At 64.9% G+C, this 23448-nt stretch carries 23 protein-coding genes and 1 pseudogene; 16 read left to right on the forward strand and 8 right to left on the reverse strand.

Annotated features, from left to right (window positions below; translation table 11 throughout):
- Both AC1DSN_RS05390 and AC1DSN_RS05395 read right to left on the reverse strand, forming a co-directional pair.
- Positions 1-546, reverse strand: a pseudogene (locus AC1DSN_RS05390) (shikimate dehydrogenase); the annotation flags it as partial.
- 58 nt (positions 547-604) lie between these two features.
- Positions 605-1153, reverse strand: coding sequence for a lipocalin family protein (locus AC1DSN_RS05395; RefSeq protein WP_477293490.1), 549 nt, complete (start codon positions 1151-1153; stop codon positions 605-607).
- A 131-nt stretch (positions 1154-1284) separates the two neighbouring features.
- Here AC1DSN_RS05395 and AC1DSN_RS05400 point away from each other — a divergent pair, with 131 nt between their 5' ends.
- Positions 1285-1560: a hypothetical protein gene (locus AC1DSN_RS05400; protein ID WP_477293492.1), complete on the forward strand. Its 276-nt coding sequence runs from the start codon at positions 1285-1287 to the stop codon at positions 1558-1560.
- 25 nt (positions 1561-1585) lie between these two features.
- Here AC1DSN_RS05400 and AC1DSN_RS05405 read toward each other — a convergent pair whose 3' ends face one another.
- Entirely contained in the window at positions 1586-3070 is a 1485-nt protein-coding gene (locus AC1DSN_RS05405; RefSeq protein ID WP_477329864.1) for a RimK family protein, read from the reverse strand.
- A 242-nt stretch (positions 3071-3312) separates the two neighbouring features.
- Here AC1DSN_RS05405 and AC1DSN_RS05410 point away from each other — a divergent pair, with 242 nt between their 5' ends.
- From AC1DSN_RS05410 to rbsB, 14 genes are all read left to right on the forward strand, one after another.
- Entirely contained in the window at positions 3313-3783 is a 471-nt protein-coding gene (locus AC1DSN_RS05410; protein WP_063572512.1) for a GNAT family N-acetyltransferase, read from the forward strand.
- A gap of 43 nt (positions 3784-3826) precedes the next feature.
- Complete coding sequence (gene lptM / locus AC1DSN_RS05415; protein ID WP_213949097.1) at positions 3827-4036, forward strand: LPS translocon maturation chaperone LptM; 210 nt, start codon at positions 3827-3829, stop codon at positions 4034-4036.
- 5 nt (positions 4037-4041) lie between these two features.
- Complete coding sequence (gene dapF / locus AC1DSN_RS05420) at positions 4042-4872, forward strand: diaminopimelate epimerase (RefSeq protein WP_477293496.1); 831 nt, start codon at positions 4042-4044, stop codon at positions 4870-4872.
- Between the two features lie 49 nt (positions 4873-4921).
- Positions 4922-5608 (forward strand): DUF484 family protein, encoded by a 687-nt coding sequence (locus tag AC1DSN_RS05425; protein ID WP_063574262.1) that lies wholly within the window; start codon positions 4922-4924, stop codon positions 5606-5608.
- Positions 5605-6483 (forward strand): tyrosine recombinase XerC, encoded by an 879-nt coding sequence (locus AC1DSN_RS05430; RefSeq protein WP_213949095.1) that lies wholly within the window; start codon positions 5605-5607, stop codon positions 6481-6483. The genes AC1DSN_RS05425 and AC1DSN_RS05430 overlap by 4 nt, the downstream gene beginning before the upstream one ends.
- A gap of 198 nt (positions 6484-6681) precedes the next feature.
- Complete coding sequence (gene hslV / locus AC1DSN_RS05435) at positions 6682-7215, forward strand: ATP-dependent protease subunit HslV (protein WP_063572655.1); 534 nt, start codon at positions 6682-6684, stop codon at positions 7213-7215.
- 4 nt (positions 7216-7219) lie between these two features.
- Positions 7220-8560 carry an ATP-dependent protease ATPase subunit HslU gene (gene hslU / locus AC1DSN_RS05440; RefSeq protein ID WP_213949094.1) on the forward strand — a complete coding sequence of 447 codons (1341 nt, stop codon included), beginning with the start codon at positions 7220-7222 and terminating at the stop codon, positions 8558-8560.
- Between the two features lie 39 nt (positions 8561-8599).
- A complete protein-coding gene (locus AC1DSN_RS05445; RefSeq protein WP_063572653.1) occupies positions 8600-9220 on the forward strand; it encodes a hypothetical protein in 621 nt (206 codons plus the stop codon).
- A gap of 184 nt (positions 9221-9404) precedes the next feature.
- Positions 9405-9758 carry a gamma-butyrobetaine hydroxylase family protein gene (locus AC1DSN_RS05450; protein WP_046968103.1) on the forward strand — a complete coding sequence of 118 codons (354 nt, stop codon included), beginning with the start codon at positions 9405-9407 and terminating at the stop codon, positions 9756-9758.
- A 116-nt stretch (positions 9759-9874) separates the two neighbouring features.
- On the forward strand, positions 9875-10768 hold the full coding sequence (rbsK, locus tag AC1DSN_RS05455; protein ID WP_477329872.1) for a ribokinase: 894 nt from the start codon (positions 9875-9877) through the stop codon (positions 10766-10768).
- Positions 10768-11166: a D-ribose pyranase gene (gene rbsD, locus AC1DSN_RS05460; RefSeq protein WP_477293500.1), complete on the forward strand. Its 399-nt coding sequence runs from the start codon at positions 10768-10770 to the stop codon at positions 11164-11166. Before rbsK ends, rbsD begins: the two co-directional genes overlap by 1 nt.
- On the forward strand, positions 11166-12647 hold the full coding sequence (locus AC1DSN_RS05465) for a sugar ABC transporter ATP-binding protein (RefSeq protein WP_477293502.1): 1482 nt from the start codon (positions 11166-11168) through the stop codon (positions 12645-12647). Before rbsD ends, AC1DSN_RS05465 begins: the two co-directional genes overlap by 1 nt.
- A gap of 1 nt (position 12648) precedes the next feature.
- Positions 12649-13593, forward strand: a complete 945-nt coding sequence (locus AC1DSN_RS05470) for an ABC transporter permease subunit (RefSeq protein WP_477329866.1) — start codon at positions 12649-12651, stop codon at positions 13591-13593.
- Positions 13594-13616: 23 nt separating this feature from the next.
- On the forward strand, positions 13617-14552 hold the full coding sequence (gene rbsB, locus AC1DSN_RS05475) for a ribose ABC transporter substrate-binding protein RbsB (RefSeq protein WP_477293506.1): 936 nt from the start codon (positions 13617-13619) through the stop codon (positions 14550-14552).
- Between the two features lie 139 nt (positions 14553-14691).
- On the opposite strand, the gene AC1DSN_RS05480 is transcribed toward rbsB, so the two are convergent.
- Both AC1DSN_RS05480 and AC1DSN_RS05485 read right to left on the reverse strand, forming a co-directional pair.
- A complete protein-coding gene (locus AC1DSN_RS05480) occupies positions 14692-17256 on the reverse strand; it encodes an FtsK/SpoIIIE family DNA translocase (RefSeq protein ID WP_477293508.1) in 2565 nt (854 codons plus the stop codon).
- Between the two features lie 165 nt (positions 17257-17421).
- Positions 17422-18216, reverse strand: a complete 795-nt coding sequence (locus AC1DSN_RS05485; protein WP_477293510.1) for an SDR family NAD(P)-dependent oxidoreductase — start codon at positions 18214-18216, stop codon at positions 17422-17424.
- A 184-nt stretch (positions 18217-18400) separates the two neighbouring features.
- Between AC1DSN_RS05485 and AC1DSN_RS05490 the strand changes: the two genes are divergently transcribed.
- Positions 18401-18736 carry a winged helix-turn-helix transcriptional regulator gene (locus AC1DSN_RS05490; protein WP_477329868.1) on the forward strand — a complete coding sequence of 112 codons (336 nt, stop codon included), beginning with the start codon at positions 18401-18403 and terminating at the stop codon, positions 18734-18736.
- Here AC1DSN_RS05490 and AC1DSN_RS05495 read toward each other — a convergent pair.
- The 3 genes from AC1DSN_RS05495 to AC1DSN_RS05505 form a co-directional block, all read right to left on the reverse strand.
- Positions 18723-21875: a DEAD/DEAH box helicase gene (locus tag AC1DSN_RS05495; protein ID WP_477293514.1), complete on the reverse strand. Its 3153-nt coding sequence runs from the start codon at positions 21873-21875 to the stop codon at positions 18723-18725. The genes AC1DSN_RS05490 and AC1DSN_RS05495 overlap by 14 nt on opposite strands.
- 104 nt (positions 21876-21979) lie before the next feature.
- Positions 21980-23161 (reverse strand): MBL fold metallo-hydrolase, encoded by a 1182-nt coding sequence (locus AC1DSN_RS05500; protein ID WP_477293516.1) that lies wholly within the window; start codon positions 23159-23161, stop codon positions 21980-21982.
- 66 nt (positions 23162-23227) lie between these two features.
- Positions 23228-23448 (reverse strand): integrase core domain-containing protein (locus tag AC1DSN_RS05505; protein ID WP_477329870.1); only part of this gene is annotated, 221 nt, incomplete at its 5' end.

A 23448-nucleotide genomic window follows, 5' to 3' on the forward strand; every position in this document is an offset into this window, starting at 1 on the left:
TCCCAATTCCCAATACCGGGTATGGCAGCGGGCGGGCTCGCCGATGGCGTCGGCCAGTTCGTCGGCGCGCTCCGGCGTGCGGTTGACGATGGTCAGCGTCTCGACGCCTGCATCGAGCAGTGCCCAGGCGACGGCGCGTGCGGCGCCGCCGGCGCCGAGGAGGAGGGCATCGTGCCCGCGCAGGTCGAGCGCGTGACGTTCCGTGATATCTCGGACGAAACCGCTGCCGTCGGTGTTGTGTGCCTGGAGCTTGCCGCCAATCAGGGGGGTGAGCGTGTTGGCCGCGCCGGCGCGGACGGCCGCCTCCGAACGCTCCTGCGCCACGTTCAGGGCAGCGCGCTTGTGCGGCATGGTCACGTTGGCCCCGAGGCCGCCTTCGGCGAAGAAGCGGCGAACGGCCGGTTCGAACTGGTCCGGCGCGGCATCGATGGTCTCGTAGCTCAGGCGGATGCCGAGTTGTTCGGCAAAGGCCTGGTGGATCTGCGGGGACAGCGAATGCGCGATCGGATGACCGAACACGGCAAAACGGTGCGCTTCAGCGCTCATGGACACTCCTGGATCGACGCCGGACCGAATCCGCCCGGTACGCCAATTCTAACGCGGCCTACTGATAACCGGGCTTGCCGACATCGTCGGCAGACTGCGGAACGCGGCGCATCTGCTCGACCGGGAAACCCTGCTGGCGGGCGATGTCGATCAGACGCTGGTAGACGGCATCGTCCATGGTCCGATCCTTCGACATGATCCAGAGCAGTTTGCGTGAGGGTAGGCCCACCATGCTGACGCGGTAGTCATCGGACAGGGCGAGGATCATGTAATCGGAGCGGAACGGCCATAGCAGCTGTACCTTCCAGCGGCTGGCGTCTTTCGGATCGGGCAGCCACGCCTTGCCGTGCCAGGTCTTCGCGGGCTGATCGAAGCCTTTCCGGTAGTGGTAGATGTTGTCGATCTGGCCGTCCGGCCGTAGCGAGTACTCGTCCGCCGTGGCCACCTTGCCGCGCTCGGCAAAGTTGGGAATGTTGCCCACGACGTACCAGGTACCCATGTAGCGGGGCAGGTCCACGGGGCCCACGGTCTTCAGCGGGGCATCGGCGGCGCATCCGGCCGTGGTCATGCCGGCGGCGAGGAGGAGGACCAGCGAGAGTCGGTTCATGGAGGCAGCGTGGTCGGCTGGGCGTCACGGTGGGGTCAACGGGTCGCGATCCCTGAGACGGGGGGTGCCTAGCCTGAGTTCACCGACACCGCGCTCCCGCCCACCACGCCGCCGCTTTCCGGAGTTACGCCATGAACGACACGCTCTCGCCCCGCCGCGTTCGCGCCCTGATCGCCATGGCCTGGCTGGCCGTGGGCACCTTGCTACTGTTGGTGACGCCGCTCTCGGCGCATAGCGAGTCGCTGGGCTGGACGCCGGCGTTCTGGCTGACGCTGGCGCCGGCCAGCGTGCTGGTGGCAATGAAGCCGGGGCTACCGCTGTCGCTGCTGGCGTCCCTTGTGGGAGCCGCTTCAGCGGCGATGGGGTGGCTGCCTGGGTCCGGCCCGCTGCCGCGGGATCGCCGATGAATCGGCTCCTACAAAAGCCTGGGCATCAGGTTTTTATGCCCAGGCGCTTGAGTTCGAGGCGGCGCAGGAACTCCTGCATGATGCGCAGGTAGAGGTCCTCGCCCAGGTAACCGTCCTCGACGCCGGCATCGATCGACGGATTGTCGTTTACCTCGATGACCACGGGTCTGTCACCGACCTGCTTGAGGTCGACGCCGTAGAGACCGTCGCCGATGGTCTGCGTCGCCTTCAGCGCCAGCTTGACGACTTCGGCAGGCGCCTCCCGCACGGGCACCGTACGGAATCCGCCGGATTTGGCCGTGCCCTTGGCGCCGTGGTTGTAGATCTGCCAGTGACCGCGCGACATGTAGTACTGACAGGCATAGAGCGGCTCGTGATTGAGCACGCCGATGCGCCAGTCGAACTCGGTGTACAGGTATTCCTGCGCAATCAGCAACGCGCTGTGCGAGAACAACTCCGCCGCGGCCTTCTCCAGCGCTTCGCGCGTCTCCACCTTGACCACGCCCCGAGAGAACGAACCATCCGGAATCTTCAGCACGATGGGCAGGCCCAGGCGATCGGGCAGTTCGCGCACGCGCCTGGCGTCGTCGCGGTAGATGATCTCCGTGATCGGCGTGGCGAGCTTGCGTGCCACCATCAGATCATTAAGGAAGATCTTGTTCGTGCAGCGCAGGATCGACGTGGGGTCGTCCATCACCACCATGCCTTCCTTTTCCGCGCGGTGCGCGAAGCGATAGGTGTGGTTGTCGCTGGCCGTGGTTTCGCGAATGAACAGGCCGTCGTATTCGGCGAGGCGCTGGTAGTCGTTCTTGCCGATCGGGTCGACCTCGATACCCAGGTGCTTGCCTGCTTCGATGAAGTGCTTCAGCGCCTTCTTGTTCGAAGGCGGCATGCTTTCGTTCGGGTCGACCAGCATGGCGATGTCGTATCGGAAGCGGCGTCGCGCCTTGGGCTTGCGCCAGAGCTTCTTGGAAAACTTGTCCAGCGCCTGGGCGAAGGCGTCTTCCTGGGCGTCGTCCAGCGTGTGCAGGCCCACGGGTTTGATCGACGAGACCTGCCACACACGCTCGCGCTCGAACTCGATGCCCATCAGCGGGCAGGGGAACATCTCGAAGATCTGCCTCGCAAGATCCTGCAGGTCTTCATAAGCGGTCTCGCCGAAGTAGACGAGCACGCCGAAGTCGGTGGTGTCACGACCACCCGCCGGCAGGAAGTTCGCCAGTTTCTGGTTGAGGTCGTCGATGTCCAGGCCGTAGAGGGAACGACGGCGCAAGTCGTTCACCGTGCGCACCGAGGGRATCACCTTGTGGCCGCGCGCTTCCGCCAGCAACGACACGTAGTAGCCGGTGCCGAGGTACTTGTAGCTGCGGCAAAGGTTGATGACGTGCGTGCGCTCGTCGTCGCCACCCACCGGCTCACGGAGGTAGTCCATGGCGCTGACGACATCGGCGGATGGGTAATAGGAGCCCCAGTCCGAGGCTTTTTCCACGACGATGACGAGCCGGCTCATGAGACCTCGACAGACGACGAATACCTGCGCGGCGACTCCACCTGGAGTCGTTTGTTTCGTCGGTGGCGCAGTGTGGTCCTCCGGTGCCGCGGCGCACAAGCGCCAGCGATGAAGCCTGTTTAAACGAATTCATGAAAAAGTCATTGATCGACCCGGGCCCGAGGTCTACAGTGCCGCGCTTGCCGATTCTCCCCGTCCGGCTCCGCAGCCGTCATCCCCTCGCGCCGGAGTTCCCAAAGCGCATGCGTCCACCCCCGGTTACCGCTGCGGTTCGCGTTCGTCGCGCCGAGGTCAGCGATCTAGACGATCTGGTCGCCCTCGAGGAATCGAGCTTCACCCAGGACCGCCTCAGCCGCGCCCAGTACCGCAAGCATCTGGATAGCGAAAGCGCGCTGGTGCTCGTTGCCAGCGCGAATCATCGCCGCTTCCTCGGCACGGCGGTGGTGTTCTTCCGTAAGGGCAGCACCGTCGCGCGCCTGTATTCCCTTGCTACCAAGCCCCAAGCCCAGGGCAAGGGCGTGGGATCGGCGCTGGTCGTTGCCTCTGAGGATACGGCCCGCTCGCGCGGCTGCCGTGCGCTGCGGCTCGAAGTGCGCAAGGACAACGACGTGGCCATTCGTCTCTACGAACACCTGGGCTACCGGATCATCGGCGAGTACGCGCGCTACTACGCCGACGGTGCGGATGCCCTGCGCTTCGAAAAGCCGCTCTGAGTACCGCGGGGCTATACTGGCCGCCGTTTACGGGGAATCGCCCATGCGCCGACTGATCCTGCCGTTCGCCATCGCCGCTACCGCCGCGCTTTCCGGTTGTGGCCAGAAGGGTGACCTGTTCTTGCCCCCGCCGCCGGCGCCGGGTACGACAGCCAATCCACAGGGCGTGCATCCCGCCGCCGCCTCGACGGTGGAGGGCCCCGCACGGGCCACCAGTACCATCACCCCGTTCAACTCCGTCATTCACCAGTAACGACGATGCCCAACCGCTTCACCAAGATGCATGGGATCGGCAACGACTTCGTCATCGTGGACTGGCGCGAGGACGCGGGGCGAACGCCTAACGCGGCCCGCATCGCCGCCCTGGCCGATCGACACACCGGCGTCGGCTTCGACCAGCTGATCAGCATCGAGCCGGCGCGGGATCCCTCCTGCGAGTTCTACTACGGCATCTGGAATGCGGATGGTTCGCCCTCGGGCCAGTGCGGCAACGGCGTGCGCTGTGTCGCCGCGTGGCTGTTCCGCGACGGGGTGATCGAACGCGACACCGATGTTCGCCTGGAAAGTCCCTCCGGACCGGTCACGGTGCGGGTACTGGATGAGGGCCGCGTGGTGGTCGACATGGGCGAGCCGGATTTCGATCCAGCCTCCCTGCCGTTCGATGCACCCGCGCCGGCCGCGACATACACCCTGGAAGTCGTCGGCGAGCGGATCACCTTCGGCGCCGTCTCGATGGGCAATCCGCATGCGGTCGTCTTCGACGATGACCTTGCCGATCCGCGAATCGACCTGCTCGGCCCGGCGCTGACGGCCCACCCCGCGTTCCCGCAGGGCGTGAATGTCGGCTTCGCCCAGCGCCTCGGACCCGATCGCATCCGCCTGCGCGTACATGAACGCGGCAGCGGCTGGACCCGCGCCTGCGGCACCGGCGCCTGCGCCGCGGCGGCGGTGGCCCAGTCGCTGGGCATGGCCGCCCCGGTTGTGCACGTTGAACTCCCCGGCGGCACCCTCACCATCGAATGGCACGGCCCCGGCCACACGCTGTGGATGACCGGCCCTGCCGCCTTCGTTTTCGAAGGCGAAGTGTGACGTTCGCACGCGAACGGGGCACACTCGCTCTAAACAGGAAGCACACCCCATGACCGACACCGCGATCGACGGCGACATCAAGCCAGCCACCGTGGCGTCCTACCTGCGGCGACACCCGGATTTCCTCGCCGATTACCCCGAACTGGCCAACGCGCTCACCCTGCCCAGCAGCAACGGACCGGCGGCATCGCTCGCCGTGCACCAGCTGCGCGGCCTGCGTGACAAGAACGCCGAGCTGGAAACACGGCTGAAGGAGCTGGCCGCCATCGCTGGCGACAACGAGAAACTGATGCGCCGCGTGCACGGTCTGATGCTTGCGCTGCTCAGCGCGAAGGACATCGAAGAGACCGTGCGCAGCGTGGTCCGTCGCCTGACCGAGGACTTCCAGTCCGAGCGGATTCGCCTGGTTTTCTTCGGCGACCTGGCCGGCCTGCCCGATGAGCCGTGGCTGCTTCGCGAGCCTCGCGGGAGCTCGGGCCTGCCCGAGTTCGCCTCGTTCCTGGAGCACGCCGACCCCGTCGCCGGGCGCCTTGCGCCGGACAAGTTGCATCGCCTGTTCGGCAACGAGGCCCCGGATGTTCGTTCGGCCGCGCTGATGCGCGTCGGGCCGGACGCCTTGCTGGCCATCGGCAGCGCCGACGCCGACCGCTTCCACCCGGGCATGGGCACCCTGTTCCTGGACATGATTTCGACCACCGTCGGCTCGGCGATCGAACGGGCGCGGAAGGCGGCGTGAGCCCGCGCGAGGCCGTCGAGGCCTTCCTTCGGCATTTCTCCGCCGAACGCGCGCCGTCGGTCCACACCCTGGCGGCCTACCGCCGCGACCTCGAAAAGCTGCTTCGTTTCATGGAAGCCGAGGGACTGACGAGCTTCGACGCGCTCAGTCCCGATCGACTTCGCGGCATGATCGCCCGTGAACATCGTGGTGGCCTACAGCCCAACAGCATCCAGCGCCTGCTTTCCGCCTGCCGCACGCTATTCCGTTACCTCACGCGGGAGGGCCAGCTGGCCCACGACCCGGCCGCCGCCGTTCGCGGACCGAAGGTGCGCCGCAAGCTGCCACAGGTGCTGGACGCCGATGAGGCGAAGGAGCTGGTCGAGACGAATCTCGGCGGCACGCTCGCACCGCGCGACTCGGCCATGATGGAGCTGTTCTATTCCAGTGGCTTGCGTCTGTCCGAACTCACCGGCCTGCACTGGGGCGACCTCGATCTCGAGGATGGCCAGGTTCGGGTGCTCGGCAAAGGCAGCAAGACGCGCATCCTCCCGGTGGGCCGTTTTGCGATCACCGCCCTGAAAGCGCTCGCCGCCCTTGGCGGGGCCGGGCCCGAGCAGCCGGTGTTCAAGGGCCGCGGCGGGGCGCCGATCAGCGCCCGTGCCGTGCAGATGCGGCTGGCCAAGCTGTCCAGCGGGCAGACCAAGCGAGTCCATCCGCACATGCTCCGGCACACCTTCGCCAGCCACATGCTGGAGTCGTCCGGCGACCTGCGCTCCGTGCAGGAACTGCTCGGCCACGCTGACATCGCCACCACCCAGATCTATACCCACCTGGATTTCCAGCACCTGGCCAAGGTGTACGACGCGGCGCATCCAAGAGCGAAGCGAAAATAGGTAAACGTAGGAGCCGATTCATCGGCGAATAATGAATAACCCCGCGGCGCAGCCGCGCCCCCTAGGTTGCTTGCCTCAGTCTCCACCGAAGAAAGAGCTCGCCGATGAATCGGCTCCTACCAGGGCACCGCCTACCCCAAGGCTTGCTACCTAAGGCCCCGGCCCCCACGTCTAGCCGACTCCCTAAAGGAACGCGCTATGGAACCGATGCACGCTACGACCATCGTCTGCGTCCGCCGGGGCGACAAGGTCGTCATCGGCAGCGACGGTCAGGTCACCCTTGGCAATACCGTGATGAAGGCCAACGCCCGTAAGGTGCGCCGCCTCGGCAAGGGCGATGTCCTGGCCGGGTTCGCTGGCGCCACGGCTGACGCCTTCACCCTCTTCGAGCTTTTCGAGGAGAAGCTGGTCAAACACGGTGGCAATCTCACCCGTGCCGCCGTGGAAATGGCCAAGGAATGGCGCACCGACCGCCGCCTGGGCCGCCTCGAGGCCATGCTGGCTGTGGCTGACAAGGAGGCCTCCCTGCTGATCTCCGGCAATGGCGACGTGCTCGAGCCCGACCACGGGCTGATCGCGATCGGCTCCGGCGGTCCGTACGCGCAGTCCGCCGCGCTGGCGCTAATGGAGAACACCGAGCTCGATGCACGCACGATCGTGGAGAAATCCCTGAAGATTGCCGGCGATATCTGCATTTATACCAACCACAACACCTCCATCGAGGAGCTCTGAGCCGATGTCCGAACTCACTCCCCGCGAGATCGTCAACGAACTCGACCGTTACATCATCGGCCAGCAGGACGCCAAGCGCGCCGTGGCCATTGCGCTGCGTAACCGCTGGCGCCGCATGCAGCTGGAGCCGGGCATGCGTGAGGAAGTCACGCCGAAGAACATCCTGATGATCGGCCCGACCGGCGTCGGCAAGACCGAGATCGCCCGGCGGCTGGCCACCCTGGCGAACGCGCCCTTCGTGAAGGTCGAAGCGACCAAGTTCACCGAAGTGGGCTATGTCGGCAAGGACGTGGAGTCGATCATCCGCGATCTCGCCGATGTCTCCTACAAGCTGGTGCGCGACCAGGCCAAGAGCCGGGTTCGTAGCCAGGCCGAGGACGCCGCCGAAGATCGTCTCCTGGACGCGCTTCTCCCGCGCCGCCAGGCCGCCACCGGTTGGGACGACACCGGCGCGCAGGCGCCAGCCATCGACAGCGACACCCGCCAGAAGCTCCGCAAGCAGCTGCGCGAAGGCGCGCTGGACGATCGCGAGATCGAACTGGATTTCGCCACCAACGTCGGCGTCGAGATCATGACCCCGCCGGGCATGGAGGAAATGAGCCAGCAGCTGGGCAAGATGTTCCAGAACCTGGGTGGCTCGAAATCGCAGAAGCGCAAGATGACCATCCGCCAGGCGCGCCCGCTGTTGATCGAGGAGGAGGCCGGCAAGCTGCTCAACGACGACGAGCTACGCACCCGTGCGGTGGACCTCGCCGAGCAGAACGGCATCGTCTTCATCGACGAAATCGACAAGGTCGCCCAGCGCTCGGAATGGGGTGGTGCGGGCGTGAGCCGCGAGGGCGTGCAGCGCGACCTCTTGCCCCTGGTCGAGGGCTCCACGGTGTCGACGAAGTACGGCGCGATCAAGACGGACCACATCCTGTTCATCGCCTCCGGCGCGTTCTCGCTGGCCAAGCCTTCGGATCTCATTCCCGAATTGCAGGGGCGCCTGCCGATTCGCGTGGAACTGTCGGCGCTCTCCGTCGACGACTTCAAGCGCATCCTGCGCGAGCCGCACAACGCGCTGACCAAGCAATATGTTGCACTGCTCAACACCGAGGGCGTCACGCTTGAGTTCACCGAGTCCGGCATCGATCGTCTGGCCGAGGTGGCGTTTCAGGTGAATGAGCGTACCGAGAACATCGGCGCCCGCCGCCTGCACACGGTCATGGAACGCCTGTTGGAGCGCATTTCCTTCGAAGCAGCAGACAAGTCCGGCGAAAAGCATGCGATTGACGCCGAATATGTCGACAAGACGCTGTCTTCGCTCGTCAAGGACGAGGATCTGAGTCGTTACATCCTCTGAACAATGAGGGGCCGCCCCTCTGGTAAACTATTGACGTATATGGGCAAGGTTATTCAACTCAAAACCAACGGCCAGCGTGCGAGCCTGCGTGAAGCGCAGGACAGTCAGCAGCTGGTGCGTCTGTGGCGTGACGAACTCGAACACGGCAGCTTCTGCGGCTACGTGGGCGGAGTCGGCCGCGAATTTTTCCTTCTGTGGGTCATCGGCGACGGCGTCAGCTATGACGGCATGTACATCATGCGGCATCGCGACATCTCCGAATTCGAAGCCCCGGACAAGCACAGCACCTTCCTGGAGAAAGCGCTCGCGCTGAAGGGCATCCGCCCGACACCGCCGGCGGATTTCCCGCTGGACGACATCCAGCAGGTGGTCAAGGCCGCCGCTGCGCACGCGCCGGTCATTGGCGTGCATGTCGACAGCGAAGACGAAGCCGAGGTCTGCTACATCGGCCGGCTTGTCAGCGTGGAGGAAGAAGGCTTCAACATGCAGGAAATCACCCCCGATGCGGAATGGCTCACCGAGCCGTCGTTCTTCTCCTGGGACGAGATTTCCACCATCAGCATGGAAGACGCCTACGCCACCTCGCTGCTCGCTGTTGCCGGCGTGCCGCCACCGATCGAACAGGGCGACACCGGCGGCGGCTTCGGCAGCGCGCACTAAACCAAGGCCGTTCTTCTGCTCTCTTGTAGGAGCCGATTCATCGGCGAAGGGTGTTCGCGGCAACATTCGCGCACCCCTCGCCGCAGGGATCGCCGATAAATCGGCTCCTACCGAGCAAGGGCAAGGGCAAGAGCATCGCCGATGAATCGGCTCCTACATTTATTTGATTCAAGGCCACCGGCCCATGTCCCGCCCGCGCCCCCTCGATATCGTCCTGCACTCGGCCTCGCGCATCCTCGAGGTCAGTTTCGACAACGACGAACGGTTCCGACTTCCCTGTGAATATCTCCGGGTGAACTCGCCCAGCGCCGAAGTGCAGGGCCACGGCCCCGGACAGAAGGTGCTCGTGGCCGGCAAGCGCAACGTCGGCATCACCGCGCTCGAACCGACCGGCCACTACGGCGTCCTGATCCGCTTCGACGACGGCCATGCCAGTGGCATCTTCGGTTGGGACACGCTGTACGACCTCGGTCGCGCCTACGACACGTCGTGGCCCGCTTACCTCGCTGAGCTCGAGGCCAAGGGCCTCTCCCGGTAAATGGAAAGCACGCGCATCAAAGCATCCTGCGCGTGCAAGGCGTATATTTGCGCGCCATCCCCATCACACCGGCGAACAACGGACGTTCCGAAGTCACCACCGCGGAGCTACATGGCATGACGCGAATCGTCGTCGTCGGAAGCATCAATATGGACCTGGTCACCCTCGCGCCGCGCTTTGCCGGCCCGGGCGAGACACTGACCGGTGACCGTTTCCTAACCATTCCCGGCGGCAAGGGTGCGAACCAGGCCGTCGCCGCCGCTCGCCTTGGCGCCTCGGTATCGATGGTCGGCTGCGTCGKCGACGATGCGTTCGGCAAGCAGCTCTATGAGGGCCTCGTCGCCGAGGGCGTCGACGTGACGCACGTGAGCCGGGTTGACGGTATAGGCAGCGGTACGGCGTCGATCACGGTCGCCGGTGGCGAGAACAGCATCGTCGTGGTGCCTGCCGCCAATGGCCGTGTCACGCCCGCCCAGGTCGAAGCTGCTCGCGACATCATTCGTGGCGCCGACGCGGTGCTGGTCCAGCTGGAAATTCCCCTCGATGCGGTGGACGCCACGCTTCGCATCGCGCAGGAAGAGGGCGCTCCCGTCATCCTCAATCCCGCCCCCGCGCAGTTGCTGCCGGTCGAGTGGCTGTCGCGCGTGCGCTTCCTCACGCCGAACCAGCACGAACTCGCCACCGTGCTCGGCGCGGACGGTGAAACCGATTTCCGCGAGCTCATGCGACGCGCGCCCTGCCCGGTCGTGCTGACCCGTGGCGAGGACGGCGCATGGTTCCGCGACAAGGACGACGAGCCGCGGCACCAGAGCGGTTTCAAGGTCGACGCGGTGGACAGCACCGGCGCCGGTGACACTTTCAACGCCGCGCTCGCGGTGTACCTCGCCGAAGGCCTCGACGTGGCGGTGCGCAAGGCTTGCGCCACCGCGGCGATCGCCGTCTCGCGCCTGGGCGCCCAGGGCGGCATGCCGCGTGCCGACGAGGTCACGGCGTTCCTGGAGACACATTGATGAAACGCAGTGGCCTGCTTCACGCGGAACTCAATCGCGTGATCGCCGCGATGGGGCATACCGATACGCTGATCATCGGCGATGTCGGGTTACCGGTTCCGCACGGTGTTCCGTGCATCGACCTGGCGGTACTGCCCGGTACGCCGGATTTCGCCACCGTGTTCGAGGCCGTGTATGCCGAGCTCGCCGTCGAAAGCGTGACGGTCGCCAGCGAGATCCATGCGCACAATCCGGCACTGGTGGCGCTCGCCGCACGACTGGGTAAGGACGGTGTGCCCGTGAATGAGGTATCGCACGACGACCTCAAGCGGTTCAGCACACGCGCCGTCGCCGTGGTGCGCACCGGCGAAACCTCGCCGTACGCCAATGTGATCCTGCATGCCGGCGTGACCTTCTGATGGCCGCGCAGCTGGTCAGCATGCACGACATCCACAAGGCCTTCGGCCCGGTGAAGGTGCTCGAAGGCGTCGACTTCGAACTGGTCGCCGGCGAAATACACGCCTTGATGGGTGAGAACGGCGCGGGCAAATCCACCCTGATGAAGATCCTCACGGGGATCTACGCGCCGGACTCCGGCACGATCCAGGTCGACGGCAAGCCCGTCTCGATCGCCACGCCCGCCGACGCCGAGAAGTACGGCATCGCGATCATCCATCAGGAACTCAACCTGATTCCGGCCCTCAGCATCGCGGACAACCTGTTTCTCGGTCGCGAGATCCAGCGCTTCGGCCTGCTGGATCGCAAGGCGATGACGAAGAAGGCGATGGAGTGGCTCGCCCAGGTCGGGATGGAAAAGCTCGACCCCGATACCCGCGTCGAACGCCTTTCCGTCGGCACGCAGCAGATGGTCGAGATTGCTCGCGCGCTCGGCCAGAACGCGCGCGTCCTGATCATGGACGAGCCGACCGCCGCGCTGACCGAACACGAGACGACCACCCTGTTCAAGCTGATCCGCGCGCTTCGCGAGAAGGGCACGGGCATCGTCTACGTTTCCCATCGCATGGAAGAAATCTTCGCGCTCTGCGATCGCATCTCCATCCTGCGCGACGGCAAGTTCGTCGGCACGCGTCCCGTGCCGGGGCTGGCCTTCGACGAAGTTGTGAAGATGATGGTCGGCCGCACGCTCGAAGCGCGCTTCCCGGTCCGCAGCTCCACGCCGGGAAAGGTTCGCCTGCAGGTGGAACACATCAGCGGCGGCATGGTGAAGGACGTGAGCTTCGACCTTCGTTCGGGCGAAGTGCTTGGCGTCGCCGGCCTGCTGGGGGCGGGGCGCACCGAACTGGCGCGTTTGTTGTTCGGCCTCGACAAGCCTTCCGAAGGCCGCGTGCTGCTCGACGGCGACGTGGTGACCGCGACCAACCCCAACCAGGCGATCCACGCCGGCTTCGGTTTTCTCACCGAAGACCGCAAGGCGCAGGGCCTGGTGCTCGACCTCAGCTTGCGCGAGAACATCAGCCTGCCGCGGGTACCTGCGCATGTCGGCCTGGTCGATCGCGGTGGCGAGAAGACACAGACACGTGGCCTGATCGACGCCTTGAAGATCCGCACGCGCGACATGGAGCTCAATGTCAGTGCGCTGTCGGGCGGCAACCAACAGAAAGTCGTGCTGGCCAAGTGGCTGGCACTCAAACCGCGCGTACTCATCCTCGACGAACCCACGCGCGGCGTCGATGTCGGCGGCAAGGCCGAGATTTATCACATCATCAATCAACTCGCGGAGCAGGGCGTGGCCATTCTCATGATTTCCTCGGAACTGCCGGAGGTACTCGCCATGAGCGACCGCATCCTGGTGATGCACGAGGGCCATGCAACGGCCCTGCTCGACGCCCACGGTGCCACCCAGGAAACCGTGATGACTGCCGCGACCGGAGGCCACTGACATGACGCTTCAACTCAACTGGAGCCAGGCCAAGACGCTGTTCCAGCGCCTCGGCTCGGTCATCGGGCTGCTCCTACTCTTCATCGTGCTATCGGTGCTGAGTCCGGACTTCCTTACCACGGGCAACCTGCTCACCGTGCTGCGCCAGGTGTCGATCAACGCGCTGATCGCGTTCGGCATGACGTTCGTGATCCTGTCCGGTGGTATCGATCTGTCGGTGGGTGCGATCCTCGCCTTCACCGGTGCGATTACCGCCGGCCTCATGGCGGCCGGCCACGGCATGGTGCTCTCGGTAGGCGCAGGCCTCGCGCTCGGAGCGGTGCTCGGCATGGTCAACGGTGCACTGGTTTCGTGGGGCAGGGTGGCGCCATTCATCGCCACGCTGGGCACGGTTACCCTGCTGCGCGGCCTCACGCTGTCGTATACGCAGGGCAGCCCGATCCCCGTCACCAACCCCGGCTTCGCCATGCTCGGTGGCGGCTATATCGCCAACCTGATCCCGCTGCCGGTGATGTGGATGGCCGTCGCCTTCATCCTCTGTGGCTTCCTGCTGCGCGGCACGGTGTTCGGCCGCCATGTCGTGGCGATCGGCGGTAACGAAGAAGCGGCCCGTCTCTCGGGCGTGCGTATTTCGCCGATGAAGCTCGCCATCTACGGTCTTTCCGGTCTTCTCTCCGCGTTCGCGGGCGTCGTGCTTACCTCGCGTCTGTACTCCGCGCAGGCGACGGCCGGTGCAGGCTACGAGCTGGACGCGATCGCCGCGGTGGTGCTTGGCGGTACCAGCCTGGCCGGTGGCCGCGGCTGGCTCTTCGGCACCCTGATCGGCGCCTTGCTGATCGGCTTCCTGAACAATGGTCTCAACCTGCTCGGCGTAAGCTCTTTCTACCAGCAGGTGGTGAAGGGCATCGTCATCCTGATCGCCGTCCTGCTCGACAGGCGGCAGTAAAAAACAAAACGAGGGAATACACCATGCGTAAAGTCACCTTTCTCGCCGCGGCAGCGGCAACGCTGCTCGCGGCCTGCTCGCAGCAGGGTCCGGGCGAATCCACGCCCGCCGCTTCATCGACCGCGGGTGGCGCTGCCGCTTCCGGTACGCCGGTGATCGGCCTGGCCTTGTCGACGCAGAACAACCCGTTCTTCGTCGAACTCAAGGACGGCGCCCAGAAGGCCGCCAAAGACGCCGGCGTGCAGCTGGTGGTGGTCGATGCACAGGACGATCCGGCTCGCCAGATCTCCAGCGTCGAAGACCTGATCCAGAAGCGCGTCTCGGTAATCCTGCTTAACCCGACCGACTCGTCGGCGCTGGCGGGCGCCGTGCAGTCCGCGCAGCGCGCGAACATCCCGGTGATCACGCTCGATCGCGGCGTCGACGGTGCCGAGGTCGCGTCGCACATCGCGTCGGACAACATCGCCGGCGGCAAGATGGCGGCGGACTTCCTCGCCAAGCAGCTTGGCGGCAAGGGCAACATCATCGAACTGCAGGGTGTCGCCGGTACCTCGGCGGCGCGTGAACGCGGCAAGGGCTTCGACGACGAAATCGCCACCACCGGCATGAAGGTCGTTGCGCAGCAGCCGGCGAACTTCGACCGTGCGCAGGGCCTTTCGGTCAGCGAGAACCTGCTCCAGGGCAACACCGACGTCCAGGCGATCTTCGCCCAGAACGACGAAATGGCCCTCGGTGCGGTGCAGGCCCTTGCTGGCAAGAACAAGAAGATCCTCGTCGTCGGCTTCGACGGCACGCCCGACGGCAAGACTGCCGTGCAGAGCGGCGCCATGGCCGCCACGGTCGCCCAGCAGCCGGAAGAGATCGGCAAGCTCGGCGTCGAGACGGCAAAGAAGCTGATCGACAAGCAGACGGTCGACAAGTCGATCGCCGTGCCGCTGAAGCTCCTCACGAAGGAATAAGCGTCGCGTGTGAAAAGGCCGGTCACCTCACGGTGGCCGGCCTTTTTTTGCGTGCTGTGTTCTTTGTAGGAGCCGATTCGTCGGCAATCCCTAACCGTGYCGCATCACCCATCGCCGATGAATCGGCTCCTACATGGGCTTAGTCAGAGGGACCCGGCGCGATGACTTCACGCTGGCCGTTGATACCCATCGACGAAACGAGTCCCGCGGCTTCCATCGCCTCGACCAGGCGCGCCGCGCGGTTGTAACCAATGCGGAACTGGCGCTGCACGAACGAGATGGACGCACGGCGAGAGCGCAGCACGAAGGCCGCCGCTTCGTCGTAGAGGGGATCGAGCTCGGCATCGATGCCGTCTTCGCCCGCCTCACCGTCCATGGCTTCGCTCGGCGGACCGGCAAGGATCTCGTCCTTGTAGTCCGGCTCACCGAACTGCTTCAGCCACGCGACGATGCGATGCACTTCTTCATCGGCGACGAAGGCACCGTGGATGCGCTGTGGATAGCCCGTACCCGGCGGCAGGAACAACATGTCGCCCTGGCCGAGCAGACTCTCCGCGCCCATCTGGTCGAGGATGGTGCGCGAGTCGATCTTCGACGACACCTGGAAAGCGACGCGCGTGGGAATGTTCGCCTTGATCAGGCCGGTGATCACGTCCACCGACGGACGCTGCGTCGCAAGGATCAGATGAATACCCGCGGCACGTGCCTTTTGCGCCAGCCGCGCAATCAGCTCTTCAATCTTCTTGCCGGCCACCATCATGAGGTCGGCCAGCTCGTCGATGATCACGACGATCATCGGCAAGGTGTCGAGATGCTCCGGCACTTCCGGATGCGCGGGGAAGGGATTGAACAAGGGCTTGCCCGCCGCGCGTGCCTCGCGCACCTTCTGGTTGAAACCGGCGAGGTTGCGCACACGCAGGTCCGACATGACGCGGTAGCGGTTTTCCATCTCGGCCACGCACCAGTTCAGCGCGTTGGCGGCGAGCTTCATGTCGGTGACGACGGGCGCCAGCAGATGCGGGATACCTTCATAGACAGAGAGCTCCAGCATCTTCGGATCGATCATGATCATGCGGACGTCTTCAGGCGTGGCCTTGTAGAGCATCGACAGGATCATCGCGTTCACCGCAACCGACTTGCCCGAACCCGTGGTGCCGGCAACCAGCATGTGCGGTGCCTTTGCCAGGTCGGCAACCACCGGTTCGCCGGTGATGCCCTTGCCCATGGCCAGCGTCAGCAGCGAATCGGACTCGCGATACTCGGCGGAGTCGAGAATCTCCGACAGCGCGATCATCTGTCGCTGCTCGTTCGGTAGCTCGAGGCCCATGCATGTCTTGCCCGGAATCGTCTCGACCACGCGGATGGTGGTGCGGCCGAGGCCGCGGGCGAGATCCTTCATCAGCGCGACGATCTGGTTGCCGCGAACACCGACGGCTGGCTCGACTTCGTAGCGCGTGATGACAGGGCCCGCCGAGGCGCCGACGACCTGCACCGGAACCTTGAACTCGCGCAGGCGTTGCTCGATCAACTCGCCGGTATCGCGGAGATCTTGCTCGGAAATGGCAAGCGCGGCATTCGAGCTGGGTGAGGCCGGAGCGAGCAGGGTCAACGGAGGGATACCGACGGCGCTGACACCGCCGCCGTTACGCAGTGGCCTCACGGGCGTCAGCGTGACGGTGCGGAGCGGCTCGACGTGCGGTGCATCGTTGGCTGCCACGGCGAAGCGCGAGACGGGGGCGATCGCCGGAATGGTCGGCTCGACGACGGGCGCTATGGGTTCCGCAGGCACGACAGGCTCTGCAAACGACGTCACGAGCGACTCGTAAGGCAAGCGCTCTTCCTCGGCGCGACGCGAAGCGGTGAACGAGTGTTCTTCCGCGCGTGCCGGTCCGGAGTTTGCGATGACCGGTCGCTCTGGCGTGCGGTATGACGTGGCGACCCGTGCCGGCTCGCGACGGATCTCGACGTCGCGCTCATCGGTGTCGTTTTCGGGGGACGCCGAAGCCAGCGCGCGCGGTGCGAGCCACGGCTCACGAATGACGGTGTCGGGTTTGACGCGATGGCGCGGCAGCACCGGTGTCGATACCGACGGACGCACAGGATCGTTGTTCTTCGGCTCGGCGCGCGGGACGTCGCGTCGGGTGGATGTCGCATGGGCCGGCTTGGCAATCGGCGCTGGGTTGGCAGGCTTCGCAGGCACCTTGGTGCGACGACGGGCGGCTGGCGCTCGGTCGGCACGGCGCACGGCGGATGCAGGGCGACGGCCCGTGGCGCGGGAGGCCGTGCGCGTCATGAGGCGGCGCGTGCCTTCGATGGCCAATGCACCCATCGGCTCGAGAAGCCCGTTCAGACGCACGATGGCCGCAGACCACGGCACGCCCAGGTACCAGGGCAGTGCGACGACGAAGGTCGCGAGTGCGATCAGCGAGGTGATGGCGGCGCCGGGGAAATCACCGAACGCGGTGCCAAGCCAGCGGCATACAACACCACCGACGGAAGGATCGTCGGTGTAATGCGAGATCACGATGCCCTCGAGCGCCGTGCTCGCCAGCAGGACCAGGGCAAACCCCGACCAGAAGCGAATCGCTCCCGGGCCGACCGTGGGCGGACGACGCCGACGGAGCAGCGCGGCGCCGATGCGCCAGAGCAGGGGGAGTAGCCAGAGCGTGGACAGCCCGAAGGCGCCAAAAACAAAAGAGGGCATGCCGAACCGCAAGAGAATCGAGCGAGCCCCGTAGTTTAGCGCGCATTCGTGCGCGTCGATGTGTAAAGGTGGGATAAGCCGCTGTTCACACTCGGAAGCATGCCGATCGGGCCAGCTTGGCTGGCCCGATCAGCGGATGGCGCCCGGTGCGAACGGCGTTCGCTGTTACACGCGGTAGCGCGGAGCCACGTCCTTGCGCGAGAGGTTCGGGCCCATCGCGAGGCGGGCGGCGTCGTAGGCCAGGTACTGACCTTCGTCCGCGAGCGGCGGAATGGTGACGACTTCGCCGCGATCGAAGCCCAGGAGGCCCGCGTCGACCAGGTCCGCCGTTTCCATGACCATGCCCGGCAGGAGCGCGTCGACGTCCTTGCCGGACTTCTCCCAGATCTCCGAACGGGTGGCGCCCGGCAGCACGGCCTGGGCGCGCACGTTCGTCCCCTTCAGCTGCGCGGCGAGGCCAAGGGTGACGTTGAGCACGTGGGCCTTCGAGCCGCTATAGATGCCGTCGAACAGGTCCGGCACGAATGCCAGAACAGAAGCGATATTGATGATGCCGCCCTTGTCGCGGGCCTTGAACACCTTGGCAGCGGCGGCGGAGAGGACCGTCGGCGCGGTGATGTTGATGGCGATGAGCTGCTCGATGGCAGCGGTGTCGTTATCGAGGATGCTGCCTTCGAGGGAGATGCCGGCGTTGTTTACCAGCAAGGTGATCGAGGCGTCCTCCTTCAGGCGCTTCTCAACGAGGGCGACGTCCGCCTTCTGGGTCAGGTCGGCCTTGAGGGCTTCGACCTTGCGGCCGGTCTTCTCGCCGATGGATGTGACCAGTGCCTCCAGGCGGTCGAGTCGGCGGGCGACCAGGATCAGGTCGTAACCGCGGGCGGCGAGGCGCTCCGCGTAGACCTGGCCGATGCCCGAGGAAGCGCCCGTCACGATGGCCGTGCCTTTGTTTTCAGTGCTCATGGTGTCTCTCCGGATGGGTTAGTTGCAAAAGGATAGTAACTAGGTTGCCATACGATAGTGACATCGATATCATAATGCAATGGACATCGACAAACTTTCTTCCGGTACCTGCGCGATCTCCCGTGGGCTCGCCTTCGTGGGCGACACCTGGAGCGTGCTCATCCTTCGGGATGCCAGCCGTGGCATGAGCCAGTTCGACCAGTTCAGGACCAGTCTCGGCATCGCGCCGAACATCCTTTCGCGTCGATTGAAGGCCCTCACCGAGGCCGGCGTCTTGGAAAAGCGCCGCTACAGCGAGCGTCCGCCGCGCGACGAGTACGTGCTGACGCAGGCGGGGCGCGACTTCATTCCGATCATGGCGGCCATTGGCGAATGGGGCCGCACCTATAACGGCGGCGGTCCGCCCACGAGCCATCTGGCCAGTGACGAGACGGGTGAGCCGATCAAGGCGGTGGTGGTCGATGAATGCACCGRCAAGCCGCTGATCGCGACGCCGATGCATTTGGTCATGCCGGAATAGTCGCGCGGGATTCGATCATCGGCGGCGGCGACGGGAGTAGATCGGCGATGTCGTGGAACAGCCGGCGACGACACCAGTCGTTGCGATCACCGATGACGTAGAAGCGGCGTTTCGCCCGAGTCGCCGCGACGTTGAGCAGATTCGGCTCGGACACGGCCCAGTTGCGGGCACCCGGCGCATCCGATCGTCCGCCGAGCACCAGGATCACCACGCTGGACTCCTTGCCCTGCATGGTGTGAATCGTTCCGTGGACCATCTTTCCTTTCAACAGGCGCCTGAGTTGGTTCCTGACGTCTTGGAACGGAGTGATCACCGAAATATCCGCCGGATCGACGCCCTCAGCGGCAAGGCGATCGAGAAGCAACATCAGCGCTAAGCCCTCCGCGGGGACCCAGTTGTCCTCCGATCGACCGGTCACGTCGACCCAGCCGGTGCAAAGACTCGCCAGCGTCTCTGTCCTGGGTGGAAGCGTTCCATAGACCATCGCGCCGTCGTAGGCGATACGGTTGGCCAACTCGAACATCGGCTTGTCGCAGCGTCGGTGAACTACCAAGGGCAAGCCCACCCAGGATTTCGCACCTTCCGGGCCGAGCATCCTGCCGACCGGATTTGCTTCGTCAGCGAGTCCCTGGGCGGACAGCCTGCTGGGAATCCAATAAGGATCGACACCGTAGGCCTTACGCATGTGCTCGAGGACGGAGTCGGGCACGGTCAGGACGGGCGTCAACTGCAACGGATCGCCCACGACGACGGCACGCCTCGCACGCCAGAGGGCGCCGACGGCAGCCTGCGGAGTCGCCTGCCCCGCTTCGTCGATCAACAGCCATCCGATCTCGCTAACACCGAGCGTGCGAAAGGAGCGAGCGAAGGACGCAAAGGTGCTGCTCAAGACCGGGACCGCCATGAATAGCGTCGCCCACGCCGAACGTATCGCTGCGCGTGGCGTGGCGCGATACGTTCCGCCGGCGAGGATCGCCATCGCCAGATCCATGTTCGCCTTGACGCGCTTAGCCTCTATTTCGAAGAAAGTGCGTTGCAGGCGTAACGCCTCCATGAAGACGTTCGCGCGAGCCTTGCGCCAACCGGGCAGGCGCCACGGCTCCGCCAGTTCGATGTCGGCACCGCGGCCGATCCGGTCCGTCTGCAGCCAGGTGACCAGATGAGCGGCGCCCAGACGATGTGCAAGGGCGAGCAGCTCGGCGTGCAGTCGAACGCGTCGGGCCGTGACCTCGTCGAGCGCCGCGTGAGCCTCGTCCATGCGTTTCCTGGCGCTGCTGACGGCTTGCTCGTGTCGACGCTCGCGAAGGTCGTAGGCTGCGAGGTCCGCCCTCGCGTCGCGTTCTTCCTGACGGATATGGCTTCGTTCGTTCGCCCAGCGGCGATACGCACCCCAGAGACTGCGAAGGTTGGCGAGCAAGCCGGGACGAGTGCATTCGTGCGATGCAATCCGGTCCATGTGTCTTTGCACGGCTTCCCGAAGCGCATGGCGAGCCGATGCGGCGGATTCGTTCTGACGCGTTGCGTTTTGCCATGCGGTGGTCGCGAGATCTGCTGCCTGCCTGCACGCCAGTTCGCCGCGGCGGGCTTCGCGAGCTTCCTTCAGGCGCACGTCCAGGCCCGTCGCTTCGGCCCGCAGGTCGGCAGCCGCTGCTTTTGCGGCCCGATAGCGGCTGACCGCTGTCGACCAGGCTTCCTGGCGTGTGGCCGTCGTCCACGTCGTCGCAGATTTTTCCTTCAGCCAGTCGCTGAAACCCTGGGCTTTGCGTGCCGTCGACGCAGCGCCATCGTCCCCAGGTATCGGGGGAAGGTCGCCGGCGCCGTAGTAGAACTTGTTCGTGAAGTCGGTGCGGTTGCGCTTGGCACCGAGTTTCGCCGACACGAGACCCCAGGCCGGGCGGCCAGCCAGCAACTCGGCAAGATCGCTGAAGTGATCGTTGTCCGGGTCGAGCCATGATGTGTCGATCCTGTCGCGCTGCGGAAGCTCCATGGTCACGTTCTCGACGGCGCCGTTGTTGGACGACGCGACGACGATCTCGTAACCGAACAGGGCTTCTTTGAACGTGTAGCAGTACTTCGTGCGGCCGCCATCCTGTATCTGCTCAACTTCATGACGCGCGTTCGCCGCGAAGGCGTCCGACGCGCGTGGCAGCGAAGCAAGCACGTCCGCGCGCTCAGTCACGACGGCGGCAATGATGTCGCGCAGCATCGTCGTCTTCCCCGTACCCGGAGGACCGTTGACGGACTGAATGCCGCTTGTCGTGCGTAGCTCGCCGAGAATGCGGTTCACCGCCAATTGCTGTGCGTGCACCAAGCCGCGGTGATCCTCGGCTGGCCAGCATCCCTCGGGATGCCGATCGGGCAGAAGCGTATCTATAAGGAATTCCGACTGGCCATCGTCGGTGACATCGACCCGGTGCGCGCCGTCGTGGCGAGCCAGGTAGGCCCTGAGCGGACCGCTCGTCGTACCCTCGCGCAGGTGCGAGGCGACGTCCGCCAGGTCGTCAAGAATAAAGCTGTTGAGCGGATCGTCGCCGACGTCCCCAGCATTCTTCGGGTCGGTCGGCAACGAAAGGACACGAGTCCGCCGTTTGTCTTCGGCAAAGAAGGACGACAATCCGACGAGTTCAAGCACACGATCGATCAGCGCCTGATACGCATCGCCATCGACGATGCCACCGAGGTGCTCCTTCGCTAGATGAGTCGCCTCCCGCTGTGCCAGGTCGAACCCCCGCGTCCAATCCTGCCCGTTGTACACCCGCCCCAGCATCCAGGCCGCGCTCGACAAGACGAGACTGTCGGCGACCATGCGACCGTCTTCAGTAAAGCGCAATGCGAAGAGGGCGATGTCGCGGTCCTGCGGCTCACGGTAACCGTGTTCTTCACCAAAAGCCGTGCACAGCACACGATCGACCTCGGCACTGGTGAACCAGTGCCCATAGAACCGATGCGACCAGACCTTGCCTTCCTTCCGTTCCTGGCGTGCCAACGGGCTCGACGGGTTCCAGGGAAGCGGTGAATCCCGGTCCATGTCATGAAAGAAAGGCTGGTGCGCCTTGTCCCTCGTCTTGATGTCGGGAATGGTCTGCGGCTGAAGAAGCTCGACGGCGTGCCAGTATCTGATGAGATCGGACGAATCCATTCGGTTTCCGTGTCGGGGGACTGAGCGCGATTATCCGACACTCGGGATGACAACATCACAACTTCCGTTTCGACAGAAGGTTACCGGCGCGCCTAGCTTGCCAATCACGGGCAGCTCGGCAGGTCGAACTTCTGCGCGGGATCGCCGTGCGTCGATGCGACGATCGGCTTCTCTTTCGCCGTGGCCACGCGCTGAGGTGGCCACCAGCGAGGGATGACGGGGTGCGTCGTGGGTTCCACCGCCTGCCCCGGCTCCGGCACGAGCACGTCCGCATGGCTGCATGTCGCCGCGGCAAGGATGCGCTCCGGCGGTTCGGTCCACGCATGGTGCGCTAGCTTGATAAGGCCCCAGTGCACGGGGATGAGCACCTTTGCGCGCACCTCCTCGTGCACCTTCATCGCCTGCTCCGGACCGAGGTGCCAGTCCGGCCACTGGGCGTCGTACTGGCCTGATTCGATCAGGCTCACGTCGAACGGCCCGTACTTCGTACCGACGTCGGCGAAGGTATCGTTGAAGCCGGTATCGCCGGAATAGAACACGCGATGTTCCTTGCCGATCAGCGCGTATCCCGTCCAGAGCGTCACGTCGCTACGCGCGGACAGACGTCCGGAGGCATGGCGCGATGGCGTGGAGACGATGTCGAGGTTGCCGACTTTCGCGTCCTGCCACCAGTCGAGTTCGGTGATGCGTTCGGCGGGTACGCCCCAGCCACGGAGATGCGAAGCAACGCCGAGCGGCACGATGAAGCGGACGCCAAGGGCATTGAACGCCTGGATGGAAGCGCGATCGAGATGGTCGTAATGATCGTGCGAAACAATGACCGCATCGACATGGGGAAGATGGTCGATGGGAACCGGCGGTTCATACCAACGTTTCGGGCCGAGCCAGGAGAAGGGCGAGGCGCGCTCGCTCCATAGCGGGTCGACGACGATGTTCGTGCCGTCGATCTCGAGCAGCATGGATGAGTGGCCGAACCAGGTAACGCGCAGGCCGGATGCCGGCGGCACTTTGTACAGCGCCGAGGAGTCCATCGTCGGAACGGGCGCGTCGGGCTCTTCGCCGGGCGCCGATTTCAACATCTGAAACGCGCCGCCTTTCACGTTCGTATACATGGGCAGCGGATTTTCGAACTTGCCGTTATGCCACTCGGGCGACTTCGCGTCGCGCGCGGTCTGCACGGCGTCGGGCAGCGTGCCGATGTTCGGCCATGCGCTGATCGCGACGAACGCGAGGAAGGCCGCGATGAATGCGACCAGGATGAGGGTGTAGCGGAGGAATCGCTTCAAACCGTGTCCTTGGCGGTGGTCGGGTTTGAAGATAGCAGCAAGGGCATCGCCGATGAATTGCAGTGGTCAAGCTTTTCTGGACACCGGTGTAGGAGCCTGAGCCGCCAGTTGCTCGAAGAGCACTGGCGGGATGTCGTTTAGTCGCGAGTGTTGCCGTTCTAGGTTGTAGTAGATCAGAAAGTCGGTCAGCTCCTTCTCGGCCTCGGCGATAGATGCGTAGCCTCCTTCAGGTACCCACTCGTACTTGAGCGTCTTGAAGATCCTCTCGATCACGGCGTTGTCCCAGC

The organism is Luteibacter sp. P4_D7_3 (assembly GCF_056401735.1).